The sequence below is a fragment of the Acinetobacter sp. ANC 5045 genome, from assembly GCF_004331005.1.
GTDB lineage: Bacteria > Pseudomonadota > Gammaproteobacteria > Pseudomonadales > Moraxellaceae > Acinetobacter > Acinetobacter towneri.
Window position 1 is genome coordinate 101,737 of record NZ_SJNS01000002.1, and the last position, 18,070, is coordinate 119,806.

General features: G+C 41.4%; 14 protein-coding genes. 12 read left to right on the forward strand and 2 right to left on the reverse strand.

The window, feature by feature from the left end; genetic code table 11:
• The first annotated feature begins 57 nt into the window (after positions 1–57).
• The 10 genes from purH (at position 58) to E0H79_RS03495 (ending at position 15,212) form a co-directional block, all read left to right on the forward strand.
• The gene (gene purH, locus E0H79_RS03450) at positions 58–1,632 is read left to right on the forward strand and encodes a bifunctional phosphoribosylaminoimidazolecarboxamide formyltransferase/IMP cyclohydrolase (RefSeq protein WP_096900914.1); all 1,575 of its coding nucleotides are present in this window, start codon (positions 58–60) and stop codon (positions 1,630–1,632) included.
• A gap of 171 nt (positions 1,633–1,803) precedes the next feature.
• Positions 1,804–3,087 (forward strand): phosphoribosylamine--glycine ligase, encoded by a 1,284-nt coding sequence (gene purD, locus E0H79_RS03455; protein WP_004973125.1) that lies wholly within the window; start codon positions 1,804–1,806, stop codon positions 3,085–3,087.
• Positions 3,088–3,872: 785 nt separating this feature from the next.
• Positions 3,873–4,745: a MetQ/NlpA family ABC transporter substrate-binding protein gene (locus E0H79_RS03460; RefSeq protein ID WP_004973124.1), complete on the forward strand. Its 873-nt coding sequence runs from the start codon at positions 3,873–3,875 to the stop codon at positions 4,743–4,745.
• Between the two features lie 74 nt (positions 4,746–4,819).
• Positions 4,820–5,845 carry a methionine ABC transporter ATP-binding protein gene (locus E0H79_RS03465; RefSeq protein WP_004973123.1) on the forward strand — a complete coding sequence of 342 codons (1,026 nt, stop codon included), beginning with the start codon at positions 4,820–4,822 and terminating at the stop codon, positions 5,843–5,845.
• Positions 5,842–6,537 carry a methionine ABC transporter permease gene (locus E0H79_RS03470; protein ID WP_004973122.1) on the forward strand — a complete coding sequence of 232 codons (696 nt, stop codon included), beginning with the start codon at positions 5,842–5,844 and terminating at the stop codon, positions 6,535–6,537. The genes E0H79_RS03465 and E0H79_RS03470 overlap by 4 nt, the downstream gene beginning before the upstream one ends.
• Before the next feature lie 244 nt (positions 6,538–6,781).
• On the forward strand, positions 6,782–10,345 hold the full coding sequence (gene dnaE / locus E0H79_RS03475; protein WP_131260819.1) for a DNA polymerase III subunit alpha: 3,564 nt from the start codon (positions 6,782–6,784) through the stop codon (positions 10,343–10,345).
• A gap of 28 nt (positions 10,346–10,373) precedes the next feature.
• The gene (locus E0H79_RS03480; RefSeq protein WP_004973119.1) at positions 10,374–11,222 is read left to right on the forward strand and encodes an RNA methyltransferase; all 849 of its coding nucleotides are present in this window, start codon (positions 10,374–10,376) and stop codon (positions 11,220–11,222) included.
• The gene (cysE, locus tag E0H79_RS03485; RefSeq protein ID WP_004973118.1) at positions 11,215–12,012 is read left to right on the forward strand and encodes a serine O-acetyltransferase; all 798 of its coding nucleotides are present in this window, start codon (positions 11,215–11,217) and stop codon (positions 12,010–12,012) included. Before E0H79_RS03480 ends, cysE begins: the two co-directional genes overlap by 8 nt.
• A gap of 174 nt (positions 12,013–12,186) precedes the next feature.
• Positions 12,187–13,089, forward strand: coding sequence for an ABUW_2363 family tetratricopeptide repeat lipoprotein (locus tag E0H79_RS03490; protein WP_004973117.1), 903 nt, complete (start codon positions 12,187–12,189; stop codon positions 13,087–13,089).
• 128 nt (positions 13,090–13,217) lie between these two features.
• Entirely contained in the window at positions 13,218–15,212 is a 1,995-nt protein-coding gene (locus E0H79_RS03495) for an esterase/lipase family protein (protein ID WP_004973116.1), read from the forward strand.
• A gap of 74 nt (positions 15,213–15,286) precedes the next feature.
• On the opposite strand, the gene E0H79_RS03500 is transcribed toward E0H79_RS03495, so the two are convergent.
• Together E0H79_RS03500 and E0H79_RS03505 are read right to left on the reverse strand one after the other, a co-directional pair.
• Positions 15,287–16,354, reverse strand: coding sequence for a maleylacetate reductase (locus E0H79_RS03500; protein WP_131260820.1), 1,068 nt, complete (start codon positions 16,352–16,354; stop codon positions 15,287–15,289).
• A gap of 235 nt (positions 16,355–16,589) precedes the next feature.
• Positions 16,590–16,769 carry a hypothetical protein gene (locus tag E0H79_RS03505; RefSeq protein WP_096900920.1) on the reverse strand — a complete coding sequence of 60 codons (180 nt, stop codon included), beginning with the start codon at positions 16,767–16,769 and terminating at the stop codon, positions 16,590–16,592.
• 242 nt (positions 16,770–17,011) lie between these two features.
• On the opposite strand from E0H79_RS03505, the gene E0H79_RS03510 reads away from it, so the two are divergent.
• Positions 17,012–17,419: a rhodanese-like domain-containing protein gene (locus E0H79_RS03510; protein WP_096900921.1), complete on the forward strand. Its 408-nt coding sequence runs from the start codon at positions 17,012–17,014 to the stop codon at positions 17,417–17,419.
• A gap of 149 nt (positions 17,420–17,568) precedes the next feature.
• A complete protein-coding gene (locus E0H79_RS03515) occupies positions 17,569–18,003 on the forward strand; it encodes a DUF2946 family protein (RefSeq protein ID WP_096900944.1) in 435 nt (144 codons plus the stop codon).
• Positions 18,004–18,070 lie beyond the last annotated feature (67 nt).

Genomic DNA, 18,070 nt, shown 5'->3' on the forward strand with positions numbered 1-18,070 from the left:
TTTACCTGCATTTTGCTAGTTTGTTTTAATCTGTAATTGAAAACTGTGACGAAGATCATGACTATTAAACGCGCTTTAATCTCTGTTTCTGACAAAACAGGTATTGTTGAATTTGCACAAGACCTTGCTGCTCTTGGGGTAGAAATTTTATCTACTGGCGGTACTTATAAGTTGCTTAAAGACAACAATATTGCTGTCGTAGAAGTATCAGAGCATACTGGTTTCCCTGAAATGATGGATGGTCGTGTAAAAACGTTACACCCAAAAATTCATGGCGGTATCTTGGCTCGTCGTGGTCTAGACGAAGCAGTCATGGCAGAACACAATATTGATGCCATCGACTTGGTTGTTGTTAACCTTTATCCATTTGCTGCGACTGTTGCAAAACCAAATTGTTCACTTGCAGATGCGATTGAGAACATCGACATTGGTGGCCCTACTATGGTTCGCGCTGCAGCGAAAAACCATGCTTCTGTAGGTATTGTAGTAAATGCTTCTGACTATGCGACTGTTATTGCAGAAATGAAAAGCAACGGTGCATTGTCTTACGAAACTCGTTTTGATTTGGCAGTGAAAGCATTTGAACACACTGCACAATATGACGGCATGATCGCCTCTTACTTAGGTGCACGTGTAGGTAAAGAAGAAGGTACTGCTGACCAATTTTCACGTACATTCAATACACAATTGAACAAAGCGCAAGATTTACGTTACGGCGAAAACCCGCATCAATCTGCAGCGTTCTATGTAGACCCTGCTGCAACTGAAGCTTCTGTTTCTACAGCGAAACAGCTTCAAGGTAAAGAATTATCTTATAACAACATTGCAGATACTGATGCCGCACTTGAATGTGTGAAATCATTTGCAAAACCTGCTTGTGTGATCGTAAAACACGCGAACCCATGTGGTGTTGCTGTATCTTTAGACGGTATTCAAGCGGCTTATGACCTTGCTTATGCAACTGACCCTGAATCTGCATTTGGTGGCATCATTGCGTTTAACCGTGAGTTAGACGTTGCCACTGCACAAGCGATTGTAGACCGTCAATTCGTTGAAGTAATCATTGCGCCTAGCATTGCAGATGGCGTACTTGAAGTGACTGGCGCGAAGAAAAACGTACGTGTATTGGTATGTGGTGAGCTTCCTGCGATTGATGCACGCGCTCCACAAATGGATTACAAACGTGTCAACGGCGGTTTATTGGTTCAAGACCAAGACTTGGGCATGATCACGAAAGATGACTTAAAAGTTGTGACCAAACGTGCACCAACTGAACAAGAAATTGACGATATGATCTTTGCTTGGAAAGTTGCGAAATACGTAAAATCGAACGCAATTGTTTATGCGAAAAACCGTCAGACCATTGGTGTTGGCGCAGGTCAAATGAGCCGTGTAAACTCTGCTCGTATTGCTGCCATTAAAGCAGAACATGCAGGTTTAGTGGTTGAAGGTGCAGTAATGGCATCTGACGCATTCTTCCCATTCCGTGATGGTATTGATAACGCAGCTAAAGCTGGTATCAAATGCATTATTCAACCGGGTGGTTCTATGCGTGATGAAGAAACGATTGCAGCAGCAGATGAAGCTGGTATTGCAATGGTCTTCACTGGCATGCGTCATTTCCGTCACTAATTAAACTCATTAATTAGAAGTCGTATTTAATAATCCTCCGAAATCCCCCTTTTTTATAAAAGGGGGACTTTTCACGTAAGGGAACTGTGTTTTTATGCACAATCTCCTTCCTTTTCAAGGGTGAAAAGCATAGCTTCGCTAGGGGGATTTTATTCTTTGAGGGATTTTTAGATGAATATTTTAGTTTTAGGTAGCGGCGGTCGTGAACATGCGTTGGCATGGAAAATCGCACAAGATGACAAAGTCGCTAAAGTCTTCGTTGCACCGGGTAATGCAGGTACGGCAACAGAAAACAAATGCGAGAATGTAGCGTTAGATATTCAAAATAACCCTGCAATCATCGACTTTGCCAAAAATAATGCTGTTGATTTAATCATTGTTGGCCCTGAAGCACCACTGGTCAATGGTGTAGTAGATGCCTGCCGTGAAGCGGGTTTAAAAATTTGGGGCCCAACCCAGTTTGCTGCACAGCTTGAAGGTTCTAAAGCCTTTGCCAAGCACTTTTTAAAACGTCACAACATTCCAACTGCATTCTATGACGTATTCACCGAAGTTGATGCGGCAAAAGCATTTGTTGAAAAAAATGGTGCTCCAATCGTGATCAAGGCGGACGGTCTTGCTGCAGGTAAAGGCGTGATCGTGGCGATGACCAATCAAGAAGCATTTGATGCAATTGATGACATGCTAGCAGGCAACAAATTTGGTGATGCGGGTTCGCGTGTAGTTATTGAAGAATTCCTTGCCGGTGAAGAAGCTTCTTTCATTTGTATGATTGATGGCGACAACATCCTTCCTATGGCAACTTCACAAGACCACAAGCGTATTTTTGAAGGCGACCAAGGTCCAAACACTGGCGGTATGGGTGCTTACTCTCCTGCCCCTGTCGTGACTGCAGACGTATTTGAAAAAACGATGAATGAAGTGATGCGTCCTACCGTTGAAGGTATGAAAAAAGACGGTCATGTTTATACAGGTTTCTTATACGCTGGCTTAATGATTGACGACAAAGGTCAACCAAAAGTGATCGAGTTTAACTGCCGTTTTGGTGACCCTGAAACGCAGCCAATTATGATGCGCTTAAAGTCATCTTTGGTAGATTTGGTTGAAGCAGGTATTGCTGGCAACTTACCTGCCGAAGCAGACTGGGATGAACGCAAAACTGTCGGGATTGTATTGGCGACTGCGGGTTACCCTGAAACTTCAGGCAAAGGTGATGTGATTTCTGGTTTAGAAACACAAATGGCAGATGCGAAAGTATTCCACGCAGGTACAGCAAGCAATGCCGATGGTGAGATTGTGACCAATGGTGGTCGTGTACTGTGTGTAACTGCGCTCGGTAATACCATTGGCGAAGCGCAAGCTAAAGCCCTTGAACTGTGCGAAAAAGTTACCTTTGATGGTGTGCAATATCGTAAAGATATTGGCTATCGTGCCATTGCTCGTGAAAATGCTTAAAATTTTTAGTTTAGCCTAAAAATTTAAGTCCATAAAAAAGCTCGTCACTGTACGAGCTTTTTGTTTATCAGGTTGTAACCCATGTACATTGTGATGATCTACGTTTATAAAATACTTTAGATCAATAAACATGCAAAAAATAAAAAGCTTCAAAGAATTTTTAATTTCAATATTCGTTGAGTTTACATTGCAAATACTTTTTATTTTTGCAGGATTAATATATTTGGCTTATGTTTTTATAGGGATAGGTTCATTGTTACTCTGTTTGCCTTATATATGGGCGATATATTATCGTTGGAAAAATCATTCATAACTTCTTTTATGTATTTACAGCCATGTTCTGATTCTTGTAACTAAGCCGATTTCATACCGACAATTTCATATCTCGTTTTTTACTATCGATTGCAGAATAAATTTTAAAGCACCTAAATATTTAAACACTTGTTCAAATCCTTAATCTTTACAGAATATATTTATTTATAAGAACTTATTTTGACTTATTCGCTTTCTGTTGTAAAAACAGTGATATGCATAACATACACAGCACTATATAGAATTATTTTTTATTGTTATGATGGTGCATCTTTTGAAAAAGTGAATTGCCCATCCATCTCAAAATTATTGATTGAGCTGTGGGCTGACTTTTTCAGTACTCAAACAATACCTACAACATATTTGAGAAACATACAAAATCATCATCATGCGATTCCATCCATCGTGCTGATTTGATTCTTCTCAATCATTGGCAACTTTAGGCACGGCTTAAACTTGCTCGGGATATATTCATGAAAAAGCTCCTTGGTCTTGTACTTGGTCTTTCAGTTGGCTTGGCTGGCTGTGGCAAACAAGAAGCGCCTGCGACTGACGCGGCACAAAAAGATTCTTCTGCTCTACACACTGTCACTATGGCATCGACTGGTTCAGATGCAGATATTTGGCGTTTTATTGCCGACTTACCTGAAACCAAAGCAGCAGGTATTCAACTTGAAGTGAAAAACTTCACCGATTACGTGTCAATGAACACGGCGGTAGCAAATAAAGAAATTGATCTTAACGCATTCCAATCTTATGCCTATATGGTGGCATTTAATGCCAACAATAAAGATCAAATTGCACCAGTAGCGACAACTTACTTAGAGCCAATGGGTATTTACTCAAGCAAAGTGAAAAAGTTGGATGAGTTCAAAACAGGTGCAACCATTGCTATTCCAAATGATGGTGCCAATGAATCACGTGCGTTGTTATTACTTCAATCGGCTGGTTTGGTTAAACTGAAAGATGGTTTTGACAATGTTCAAGGCACGCCTGCAGACATCGTAGAAAATGCGAAGCAAATTCAAATCAAACCGATTCAAATGGCAACGGCTGTACGTGTAAAAGATGAAGTCGATGCAATTGTTTTGGGCAACACTCTTGCAATGGAAGGTGGTTTGAACGTACTTAAAGATTCAATTTATTACGAGCCAATTGACCAGAGCACAAAAATGAATGTCAACATTCTCGCGACTGCTGCAGATCGTCAAAATGACCCAATCTTGCAAAAAGTAGCTGCGTTGTATCATACCGAAGCGGTGAAGCAATATATTGATCAGCACTTTGGCGGAACAAAAGTTGCGGTAAATAAACCTGTCAGCTATTTCACTGAAGCAGCAAAATAGTAATATAATGCGTTAAACAAAACAGGCAAAGCGAACTTTGCCTGTTTTTTCATTTATGGACATTTCTTGACGATATGATTGAATTTAAAAACATTTCAAAGCACTATCAGCTCAAAGGTCAAACACTGCGTGCGTTGGATCAAATTAACCTACAAATTCCAACAGGCAGTATTTTTGGCATTATTGGCTATAGTGGTGCAGGTAAAAGTACGTTAATCCGCTTGATCAATTTGTTGGAGCGTCCAAATGCTGGGCAAGTCATCATTCATCAAAAAGATTTTACTGCACTCAATGCCCGCGAATTACGTCAAGAACGTGCCCATATTGGAATGATTTTTCAGCACTTCAATTTATTGCAGACCAAAACTGTGGCTGCCAATATTGAAATGCCGATGAAACTGTTAGGCTGGAACAAAGCCGAACGCGAAAAGCGTTTAAATGAATTACTTGAGTTTATTGATTTAAAACATAAAAAAGACGCCTACCCTGATGAACTTTCAGGCGGACAAAAACAACGTGTCGGTATTGCGCGTGCGCTAGCCAATCATCCTAAAATTTTACTCTGCGATGAAGCAACTTCAGCACTTGATCCACAAACCACCAAATCTGTGCTGGAATTACTGAAAAAAATTAACCGCGAACAAGGCATTACCATTGTAATGGTCACACATGAAATGGATGTGATTGAATCGGTTTGTGATTATGTGGCGGTGATGGAACAAGGCAAAGTCATTGAAACAGGTTCAACCCTAGAAATATTTAGTCAACCGCAACATCCGACCACCAAAAGCTTTATTCAAACCGTGTTGCAGCAGCAATTGCCTATCAATATTTTGAATAATCTGGAAAATCAAAATCAGCACAGCATTTATTGTCTGAAGTTTTTAGGTAAATCAGCTCAGGAAACCGTAATTCAAGCCGTCATTAAACAGTTTGATATCAGCCTGAATATTTTATTTGCCAATATGACCGAAATTGATGGCGCTGTGATTGGGCAAATGTTTATACAATTGCTCGGTGATGCAAGCGTCATTCAACAAGCACTTGAATTTCTGCAAGCCAATGGTGTTGAAGTTGAACAGTCAGGAGTACAAGCATGAGAGATTTAATTGTACAGTGGCTGACCTCAGTAACTGCGCCTTTCTGGAAAAGCTCTTTATCTATTGACCAGTTTGTTACAGCCTTACAAGAAACCTTTCACATGGTGTTCTTTGCCATGTTGTTTGGTTGTATCTGGGGCTTTATTCAGGGCATTACCCTTGTAGTGACTCGTCCGACAGGTATTTTGCCAAACCGTGTGATTTATCACGGGCTTAACCCGATTGTAAACGCACTGCGCTCCCTACCCTTTATTATTTTATTGATTGCGGTGATTCCGCTGACTAAATTGTTAGTGGGTACATCCATCGGAACTTGGGCAGCCATTGTTCCACTGACCATTTATGTCGGCCCGTATATTGGTCGTTTGGTAGAAACTTCACTGCTTGAAGTCAATGAAGGGATTGTCGAATCTGCACAGGCAATGGGTGCTACACCCTTACAGATTATCTTCAAATTTATTTTACCTGAAGCACGTAGCTCACTCATTTTGAACCTAACCACAGCCACCATTAGCTTAATTGGCGCAACTGCTATGGCAGGCGCAGTCGGTGCAGGCGGCATTGGTGACCTTGCTATTTCTTATGGTTATCAACGCTTTGATAGTAGTGTCGTGATGCTAACCGTGGTGGTCTTATTAATTTTAGTGCAATTGGTGCAAAGTTTAGGCGATTGGTTATCTAAACTCAGATAAATCTTTCATCTACACATCAGAAATAGATTCACCATTTAACTCCTTGCTACTCGTATGAGTGTGTAAGGGGTTAAAACCACACTCCTTCTCCATGCATACGTGATTCACGCCATATCAACATCCAAAAAACTGAAATTTTGATATACGGTCAAGATCATCGAAAACCGTAGGAAAAACTTTGCAGCATGTTTTGTCTTGAGCAGAGCATGCTAAACTAACCCGTGATTTTTTAAGGGACTGATTCATGCGCTTTGTTCATTTAGGTATACATACAGAATTTTCGATTACCGAGTCGATTGTACGCGTACCTGACTTGATTAAAGCTGCAGTCAATGAAGAAATGCCTGCTTTGGCATTGACCGATCTCTCTAACCTGCACGCTGCCGTAAAGTTTTATGGCAAATGTTTGGGGCAAGGCATCAAACCGATTTTAGGTTCAGTGCTGCGTTTAAATGATGCCGATCATCGTGTGACGCTATTGTCGGTGAACAATCACGGCTGGCGCAATCTGACCGAACTGGTGTCGCGTGGCTATATTGAAGGTCAGCAACTCAATATCCCTTGCGTCAATAAAGCATGGATTTTAGAACAAGCCGATGATCTGATTCTGTTACTCGGCATTCAAAGTGATGTCGGCAAAATGCTGATCACGTCCAATCCACAAAAAGCCGAACCGTTGCTAGAAGAATGGATAGAAAAATTTGGTAATCGGGTCTATTTGGCGCTGACCCGTACAGATCGTCCCGATGAAGATGCTTTTATTGCCGAAGCGGTTAAATTAGCTAAAAAATATAATATTGGCGTGGTGGCACATAATGATGTGCACTTTGTCCGCCGTGAAGATTATGAAGCGCACGAAGCGCGAGTTTGTATTGCCGATGGTTATGTTTTAGGGGATAACCGTCGTCCTAAAACGTATAGTCCTGAGCAATATTTTAAAACTACTGCAGAAATGACGGAATTATTTTCCGACATTCCAAGTGCTATTGAAAACAGCTATCACATTGCCAAACGCTGTAACGTCACGCTGCAATTGGGTAAATATTTCCTTCCAGATTATCCAATTCCAGACGGACACACCATTGATACCTACTTCGCGCACCTATCCAAACAAGGTTTAGAAGAACGTCTAAATGTGCTCTATCCTGTCACACAGCGCGATGAAGACTGGGCAGAAATTCGCAAACCTTATGATGAACGAATTGAATACGAAATTAATATTATTAACTCGATGGGCTTCCCGGGTTACTTCCTCATCGTCATGGACTTTATTCAATGGTCTAAAAATAATGGCGTACCTGTTGGGCCGGGTCGTGGTTCAGGCGCAGGCTCATTGGTCGCTTATAGCTTAAAAATTACCGACTTAGACCCATTGCGTTATGAACTACTCTTTGAACGTTTCTTAAACCCAGAACGTGTATCCATGCCCGACTTTGACGTCGATTTCTGTATTGCAGGACGCGATAAAGTCATTGATTATGTGGCACGCACCTATGGACGTGATGCGGTATCACAAATTGCCACTTTCGGTACTATGGCCGCCAAAGGTGCGATTCGAGATGTCGCACGGGTTTTGGGCAAGTCTTATGGTTTGGCAGACCGTATTTCTAAACTGATTCCAACTAAACCTTTAGGGCTTAGTTTGGAAGAATCAATTGAAGCCGAACCACAGCTGAAAGATGTGGTGACCAATCCATCTAACCCAGACTATGACGATGCTTCAGAAATTTGGGAAATGGCTTTAAAACTTGAAGGCATTACCCGCAACACAGGCAAACACGCAGGTGGTGTGGTCATTGCACCAACCAAAATCACCGACTTTTCTGCGGTTATGTGCGATGCTGATGGAACCGCCCGTGTTGCACAATACGATAAAGACGATGTTGAATCGGCAGGTTTGGTCAAATTTGACTTCTTGGGTTTACGTAACCTGACAGTTATTGAAGATGCTGTACAAAATATCAATAAACGCATCCAAGCCGATACACCGCTAGATATTGCCCATATTCCACTGGACGATAAAGATGCCTATTTAGTCTTTGCCAATGCCAACACCACAGCGGTATTCCAGTTTGAATCCGTGGGCATGAAAAAGATGCTGAAAGAAGCACGTCCAAGCAAATTTGAAGAAATTATTGCTTTCGTGTCCTTGTATCGTCCCGGCCCGATGGATCTGATTCCTGACTTTATTCACCGTATGCACGGTGGCGAGTTTGAATATCTGCATCCATTGCTAGAAGGTGTGCTTGAGCCAACCTACGGCATTATGGTTTATCAGGAACAGGTAATGCAGGCGGCACAGTATTGTGCAGGCTATACCCTCGGTGGTGCGGACTTACTACGTCGTGCTATGGGTAAGAAAAAACCTGAAGAAATGGTGAAACAGCGCCAAATCTTTATTGAAGGTGCTGCGAAAAAAGACATTGATGCCGCCACAGCCAACCATATTTTCGACTATATGGAAAAGTTCGCAGGCTACGGTTTTAACAAATCCCACGCGGCTGCTTATGCCCTCGTTGCCTATCAGACGGCATGGCTGAAAGCACATTACCCTGCCGAATTCTTGGCTGCGGTCATGTCGTCGGAAATGCAAAACACCGATAACGTGGTGTTCCTGATTGATGACTGTCGCCACAATGGTCTGGAAGTTTTACCACCTTCGGTAAATATGTCTTTGTATCATTTCCACGCCAGCGATGAACGCACCATTGTCTACGGACTTGGCGCAATTAAAGGCGTGGGCGAACAAGCCATGCAATCGGTGATTGATTCTCGCCAAAAAGAAGGCCCATACCGCGATTTATTTGACTTCTGTCATCGTATTGATTTGAAAAAAATCAACAAACGAACCCTTGAAGCCTTAATTCGTGCGGGTGCATTAGACTGCTTAGGCATCGAACGCTCTAGTTTAATGGCTCAATTACCAGAAGCGGTACAAGCGGCGGAACAAGCGCGTTCCAACCGTGAAACAGGCATCATGGATTTGTTTGGCGAAGTTGAAGAAGTGCAACGTAAGCCTGCCAAACCTGTAAAACCATGGTCAGATGAAGTCCGACTTAAAGGTGAAAAAGACACACTTGGACTTTACCTCACTGGTCACCCGATTGATGTCTATCGCAATGAATTAAAAGCCTTTATTCCAAGTAAAATTAATGAACTGACGCCAACCCGTCGTGGCGTGACCACCGTCTTTGCAGGCTTGGTGGTGGATGTCGCCAACTTCCCAAATCGGATGGTGGTCACTTTAGATGATGGTACGGCACGTATTGAAGTATCTGCCAACCATGAGCGCTTCCAACGCTTTAAAGATATTGTACAAACTGAAAAAGTGGTGGTGATTGAAGGCGAAATTTACGAACGTGAAGGTTTTGACCGCCCAATGGGACGCTTAACCAAAGCGTTTAGCTTGAATGAAATTCGTCAAAAACGCGCCAATAGTATTCAAATTCACTTGCATGCAGAACATTTAAGCAAGACCTTGAGTCAAGACTTACAAAATATGTTGCTGCCTTATTGTAATGTGGATTTATGCACGCATATTCCTGTTTTATTGCACCTTGACTATGCTTATGCCACTGCAGAATTACATTTGGGCATTCAGTGGAAAATCGCACCCTTAGATGAAGCCTTGGTCAAATTGCGTGACTATTTTGGTAAAGAAAGCCTGCATATCGAATATCAAGTGAAATCCAAAGCCGCGAAAGCTGTCGATGTGGCGAAACCTGCATCGATTGCTCCACCACCTGCTGATATGAGCATGGATGATGCTATGGATTTATACCATACCGAAGTTGATCAATATTCTTAATTAAAAATTTAACCCATCTGGATTTGTTATGAGTCAAACCGACAATGCAGCTGTTGCCGCACACCTCTCCCACGTGCGTATTGTCATGGTGAATACCACCCTGCCTGCCAACATCGGTAGCGCCTTACGCGCCATGAAAACCATGGGGCTATGTAAATTGGTTTTGGTTGATCCAAAAACCTATCCGCATCCAGATATTGATGCTTTGGCGGCAGGTGCAACCGATTTAATTGAACAGATTGAAGTGGTTGAACAGCTCGAAGATGCAATTGCCGACTGCCATTTGGTCTTTGGCACCAGTGCACGTAGTCGTACTATTCCTTGGCCACTCTTAGATGCACGCCCTGCGGCAGAAAAGTCGTTAAATGCTGTGGCACAGCATGGGCAAAATGTTGCCATTATTTTTGGACGTGAAGATCGTGGTTTAACCAATGAAGAGCTGGCTTTGGCGAATTATCACGTGACGATTCCTGTCAATGAAGAATATGGTGTGCTCAATGTTGCTCAAGCCATTCAAGTGATTTGCTATGAAATGCGTATGGCTGCCATCGATATTGTCGGAAAAATTGCCGATCCTGCAGCGACGATGCAAGTGACAGATTCTGAAGCGATGCAATGGGATGAACCTTTGGTCAACCATGAACAAATGCAACAGTTCTATCCACATTTAGAAAAAATGCTGGCAGAAATTGAATTTATGGATCCAAAAAATCCACGATTATTGCCTTTGCGCTTGCGTCGGCTTTTCGGACGTATACAATTAGATCGTATGGAATACCATTTACTTCGCGGTATTTTTAGCCGCGTACAAGCAATGAATAACGGTTCATGGAAAAAATCTACATCAACACAGGACGAGGATCAAACTAATGCTTAAACAGCTCAAAGAAGACATTCAAGCTGTCTTCGCGCGCGATCCTGCTGCTCGAAATACACTTGAAGTCTTAACCACTTATCCAGGAATTCACGCTTTAATTATGCATCGTGTGGCGCATGAATTATGGAACAAAGACTGCAAGGGGTCGGCACGTCTACTCTCGTCATTTAGCCGTTTTGCTACAGGAATTGAAATTCATCCCGGTGCAAAAATTGGTCGTCGCTTTTTTATTGACCATGGCATGGGCGTGGTGATTGGTGAAACTGCTGAAATTGGTGATGATGTCACCTTATATCATGGCGTGACTTTAGGCGGCACAACGTGGAATAAAGGCAAACGTCATCCAACTTTGGAAGATGGCGTAGTAGTCGGTGCAGGCGCGAAAATTCTAGGCCCATTCACCGTACATAAAAATGCCAAAGTTGGCTCTAATGCGGTTGTGACCAAAGAAGTACCTGAAGGCGCAACTGCTGTGGGTAACCCTGCGCGCTTTATTATGAAAAATAAACCTGCCGATGATCAGGAAGCACGTCGTCGTGATTATGCTGCCAGTATTGGTTTCCAACCTTATGCAGCAACGCAGGACCAATCTGACCCAGTATTGGACGGCATGCGAGTATTACTAGATCGCTTGGAACAAAATGAAAAACGTATGAATTTATTATGTCAGCGTCTCTCTTTACTTGACCCAAGCTTTAAAAACCCACAGCAAAATGAACAACCTTATAGTGCAGAAGAATTAAAAATAATTGAAGATGTTAGACGTGAGTGTGAAGCACAAAGTAAATAGGGCTGTTTATTTGATCAATCCTACATACTTAAAAAAACTTCGTATCACTGTGTAACTAAGCCCCCTCAATTGTATTGCATGTTCGGAACAGATTTCTTAGACTGACCGACATGCAATATTTTAATCCGACACAATCACCTCTCACTTTTAAAATAAATTGAACGGAAGAACACCATGACCCTTAAGCCTTTGGCACTCAGTATTCTAGCCGCAACGCTCGTTAGCGCCTGTGTTGCACCACCAAAACAAGAAGTAAAACCACCTATCGTATTTACCGAACCTGAATTAAGTGCACCATTCTATGCCTTAAATCCATTTAATTATGATGCCCCACCACCATTTGAAATTAACCTACAAAAAGCAGCAGCACAGCCTGTGACTAAAATGGTGGTTACTAACCCAAATGATCCAAGCAAAAGCATTACCTTAGATCAAAACAAATTGATTGTACCTACGGTCAATAACAATGCCCGTAGCTTGAAGTTTGCAGTTTTGGCAGGTGAAAACGAAATTGACATCACCGAAATTGATGACTTCTTACAATTGGTCGAAGGCAAAGCACGTCACTATCCACCACGTTTTAGCGAACGTCAGGAACGTCGTGGTTTCGAGGCAAAGCTCAAAGAAGTGACTCAACAATTAGACACTTTGGCAGCCAATGAAAATGCCTCTTTTGATATTTTGATGCGTGCATTTAAAGCCAGTGTTATGGCACGTAACCTAGACTTAGGCTCTGTTTACACCACACGCTCACTTAACTATGCGCAGCGTATCTTAAAAATTAATCAGGAAGATGCCGAAGCGAATTTCTGGTTTGGTTTCGGTCTGTCTGAAGGTGGCGGTCATCGTGAAGCCATTCCTTATTTAGACAAAGCCATGAAAGCAGGTGTGCAGGAAGCTTATTTGTCTGCGGCAAACAATTATATTGCCATGGAACAAAAGAAAAATGCAGTACAAACTTTGAAAAACTATAAAATCAAATACCCGCAAGAAGCCGAAGTGGCTGACCGTTTGATTGCTGAAATTGAAAAGCAAGGTCGCTGGAATGTGTGGCAAGTGATCGCACCACGCACTTAATAAAAAATCGATACAAAAATACCTAAAAATAGACCGTTTCGACGGTCTATTTTGCTTTCTACGCAATTGAAAAAGCTTTAAAAAAACGTATGATGGAAAAAAATCTTAAAAATTAAGCCAGACTTTCCATGAATAAAATTGTGATTGCTGCATTGCTCAGTACAACACTGCTGTCTGGTTGTCAGGTGGTCAGTGTTAAAAATCAGGCGTTAAAAGTTAGTATTGCCAATGAACGTGATAGTATTTTATCGCGCAAAAAACTGAGTGAAGCCAGTTTAAATGTCTTGTCGATGACAGGACGTGAAGCCAATATTTGTGCCGAAAAACCTGAAGAATGTGTAAGTGCACTCAAACAAATCCCGCAAATTCAAGATGAACAACTGCTCTCAACCGCCAGTGAATTATATTTAGCGAAAGCGATTGAACTGGAAAATTCATCGTCCTGTAAAATCAGTATTCTGAACAGTAAAAGATCGGAAGAACAACAAAAAATTCATCAGGCCAATTATGAACAATGTTTAGATCAGCAATTGCACATGCTCGATCAAAGTATTCGTTATAGTTACGCCTACATGTTTAAAACCAAACGTGCGCCGCAAGACCGTCTTTTTGATAACAGACAAGTCCAAATTCGGGATTTTTATAATCAGGCGATTGCCAAATTGGTCAGCAGCTATGCGCTGCGCTATAAACACGATGAATTGCAACAACAAATTCGTGTTGGCAACAGCATTTATGACATTGATTTTGAGTACTACCCGCAGCTGAAACAACAAAAAATTCAGCAGTTGATGTCAACCTATAACCTGAACTTTTCGGGTTTGCGCTCGGTCACGCGCCGTGATGGTTTTGGGTCTGAATTTCTGGTGGTATTGCCTGAAAATCCAAACGATGATCTGAGCAAAAGCAAATATATTATTGATCCGCTAAAATATGATTATCCTGCAGGAAAAAATCCAAATATTCACCAAGCTCGCTATTTAGCCGCGACAATCACTGCAGAACCACATAGCGCCAATTCCATTGAAGATATTTTGAATCGGCCGCATTTTAAGCTCAAGGCTTATGATCCGTATAAATATGAATCTGCCCAAATTGCACAAAAGAACTACCCGCTTGCAGCTAACTTTTCTGCACCTTATGGCTTGTGGTTAGCGCAAAATAATTTAGGTAAATCGGCTTATTTATCCTTAATTGATCGTGAAGAACGACTCAGTATGCCGCATTTGTACTTACTTGAGCCGTATAATCCGAATAAAAAAGTCATTGTCCTCATTCATGGTTTGGCCAGTAGCCCCGAAGCGTGGATTCGCTTAACCAACGATATTATGGGCGATCCTGTATTGCGGGAAAACTTTCAAGTCTGGCAAGTGTTTTACTCGACCAATATGCCAATTTTAGAAAGCCGTTTCCAAATTTATGCCTTGCTTCAACAAGGCTTTAAACAGGTCAGTCCTTCTGCTGCAGCCAAAAAAGATGCTGTAGTAATTGGACACAGCATGGGTGGTATTTTGGCACGTTTGTTGGTCAGCGATACTGATTTAACTCAACCTGCCATGCAAATGCTTAAAAACCGACGTCTGGAACGCTTTAAATCTGATCCTTTGTTGCAAGCACGTTTGCGCCTTAAACCCATCACCAATTTTAACCGTGCAATATTCTTGGCTGCACCGCATAAAGGTACAGAGTTTGCAGACCGCTGGTTCACCCTTGCAGCACGTAAAGTCATTCGCTTACCGACTGCATTTTTAAGCGCGTTTGCGGATACCTTGCAGCAACATGAAGTCGATTTAAAAAATCTAACCAAAGAAATTGGGCATGGCGTCATTCAAAATGGACCGAGTGATTTAAGTAAAAATTCCAAATTTACGGAATTAACTGAAGATATTTTGCCTGTCAAAGGATTTAAATATCACAGTATTATTGGCAATAATACCGACAGCACTGAGCATCTGTTAATGAATGACGATGTGGTGCATTACAACAGTGCCCACTTAGATGGCGCTGTTTCAGAAAAAATTATTAAAGGCGGACATTCCATTCAGGAAACGCCAGAAGCTGTATTGGAACTGCGACGTATTCTTAGATTACATTTGCAAGATTTAGGCTTGTATAAACCGTAATCCGTCACGGCAAATAAAAAACCGAAGTCTAAGTGGCTTCGGTTTTTTATCTATCATGCTATTTCTCAGCAGTATTAGATTGGTGCTTGTCCCCAATAAGCTTTGGTCAATAAGGCCTCTAATTCGGCATAGTCATATTCGCGTGGATTACAATATGGACTATCGCAGATAATACGTGCCACTTGGGCAGGTGCTGTTTCGGGTAATCCTAAATCTTTAAGTGCCATTGGAATATTCAATCTTTGGTTAAGCTGATAAATCGCCAAGCCCAACTGTTCCCGATCTGACACATTTAAAGCCGCTGCCAGTTGATTCATTGCAGCAATATCTGCATGTCGGTTGTAATACACTGAATACGCCAACACAATGGCGTGGGTTTGCGCATGTGGCAACTGATAACGTCCACCTAAGCTATGGCAAATTTTATGATGAATTGCCATCCCCACCGAACCCAAACACACACCAGCCAACCATGCACCATATAAAGCGTGTTCACGTGCCTGCATATTATGAGGCGCTTGCACAATTTCAGGTAAAGCCTGTGCCAGTTGAGTAATCGCCTCTAGCGCCATTAAACTTACAATGGGATTTTTATCCTGTGCATATAATGCCTCAACTGCATGTGCCATCGCATTCATGCCCGAACATGCCGAAATTTCAGTGGGTAAGTTGAGTGTCAATTCAGGATCATAAATCACTACTTTAGGCAAAACTTGAGCTGCTTTGCCTGTGGTTTTCAGCTGGTTTTCGGTGATGCCATACACCGCTGTCATTTCACTACCTGCATAAGTGGTCGGAATTGCAATAATCGGCAAATGAGTTTCTAAGGCAATCGCTTTGGCTAAACCAATCGCAGAGCCACCGCCTAATGCCAAACAGCAATCTACTCCTAAACGCTGCACATCTTGAATGGCCTGATCTGCAACCTCTTTTGGCACATGCATCACCGCATGAGGATAGACCGCTACAGCCATGTCTTGGATTTGTGCCAATAAACGCTCGCCTGCGGCTTGTTGCCCTGCAGTAGTAATAATTAAAATACGCTGATAGGCATAAGGACGTAAAATCTCTTGGATTTTTTGCAGATGACCTACGCCAAAGTGAACATCGATTGGCAATGCCTGATAATGGAATGCTTGCATGTTATTGAGCTTAAATATTGTCGTTACATTTTAATAGCATATAACTATGACTAGGCTACTGAACAGCCCAATTCTGCAACGCTGCTTTGCAAATATTCACATAAAGACTCGAGATAAACTATTTTGCTATAAATACAAAAACCCATGATCTCATGGGTTTTTGTATTATTAAAATCAAATGCGATGAATAAATCAGCTATCAATTTTAATGTAAAGAAAACTTGTACTTTTGTGCTTAGTCAATTTCTTTTAGGCACACTGCAGATAAAATTGGCACACCGAAACATGGAAGCAACAATAAAATCCAGTATTCCACGACGGTAGCTTCACCACTGATCATATTGATGAATAATCCACCAATGATTAATACCGCTGCAATTAAACCCAGAAAAATTCCAAAAAATCTTGCAGGCATTTTACGTCCCCTGAACAATCGAACAAAAGTGTTAAATCTAGTATATACCTTATAGTTGAATAAGATATGACTTTTTGATCAATTGATGGCTTAAATTTTATTAGGATTTAAACACCTGATTTAAAATGTTTTTATAGAAAATCACAACGATATTCGATCAGACACATTTCCTAACAATAATAAAATCTTATTAAATATATAATATTATATTAGATAGACTCAAAATAAATGAGTGTGGATGAATGAAAACACCAGATCAACTAATCACTGAAGCCAAAAGTGAAATTACAGAAATTAGCGTGCAAGAATTGCATGAAAAATATTTGCAACATCCCGATATTATTTTGATTGATGTACGAGAACCTGAAGAACATCAGGCTTGTGCAATAGACCGTGCAGTGAATTTTCCACGCGGCATGTTAGAAATGAAAATTGCACAACACCCTGTAGTAAACCACTATTGCGATGTTGAACGTGCCCTTACCAATCTGGCTGAACGAGATATTTACTTACTTTGTGGTACTGGTGCGCGTTCTGCACTTGCCACTCAAGCCTTACAAAGAATGGGTTTCGAGAAAGTCTATTCAATGCAAGGTGGTATGCAAGCTTGGCTGGAAGCAGGTTTTCCGACAGTTTCTTTTACAAGATGATACTAGGGTCTGTTGAATGCTTAAATAACGCTCAATATTAAGGTTAAATATTAATTAAAACTTCGTGTAATACTTCAATATTTATCATTGGCATTTTTGTTATAGTATTACATGAATAAATTGAATAAAAGATTGATACAGTGTTTATGATGTTGGGCAGATTGCTAGGATTATTTGCAATCTTGTTACAAGTCGCTGTGTTCCTACAGCCTTTATTGCCAGAGAAACAACATTTTTCCTCTGTCTGTGAAACTATTGCCCAAGCATTATTTTTAGAACGCACCGCACCCCATTCTTCGTATTCATCTACACACCATGAAACTGCGACTCATGTTGCATTGGAACTTGAAAGTTCACACGAACATGCATCATCTGAAGATGCGGCGCATACAGATCATGAATGTGAATACTGTCTAGTTTATAGTTTTGCACTACCATTATTTGAAAACAAACTCAGACCAATTTTAGTCCGAACGCAAATTCGGATTTTGTCTTTTAAAACATCGTTTACACCAACACTATTTCAAACTGAGCCGCTTTTTATTCTACCACAAGGTCGTGCTCCGCCTCGTTTTGACTCTTGAATTTTCTTATCATTTCTTACAGTGTTGCCATCTTTGCTTCACTCTAAAGTGTAAATTTTGCAGTATC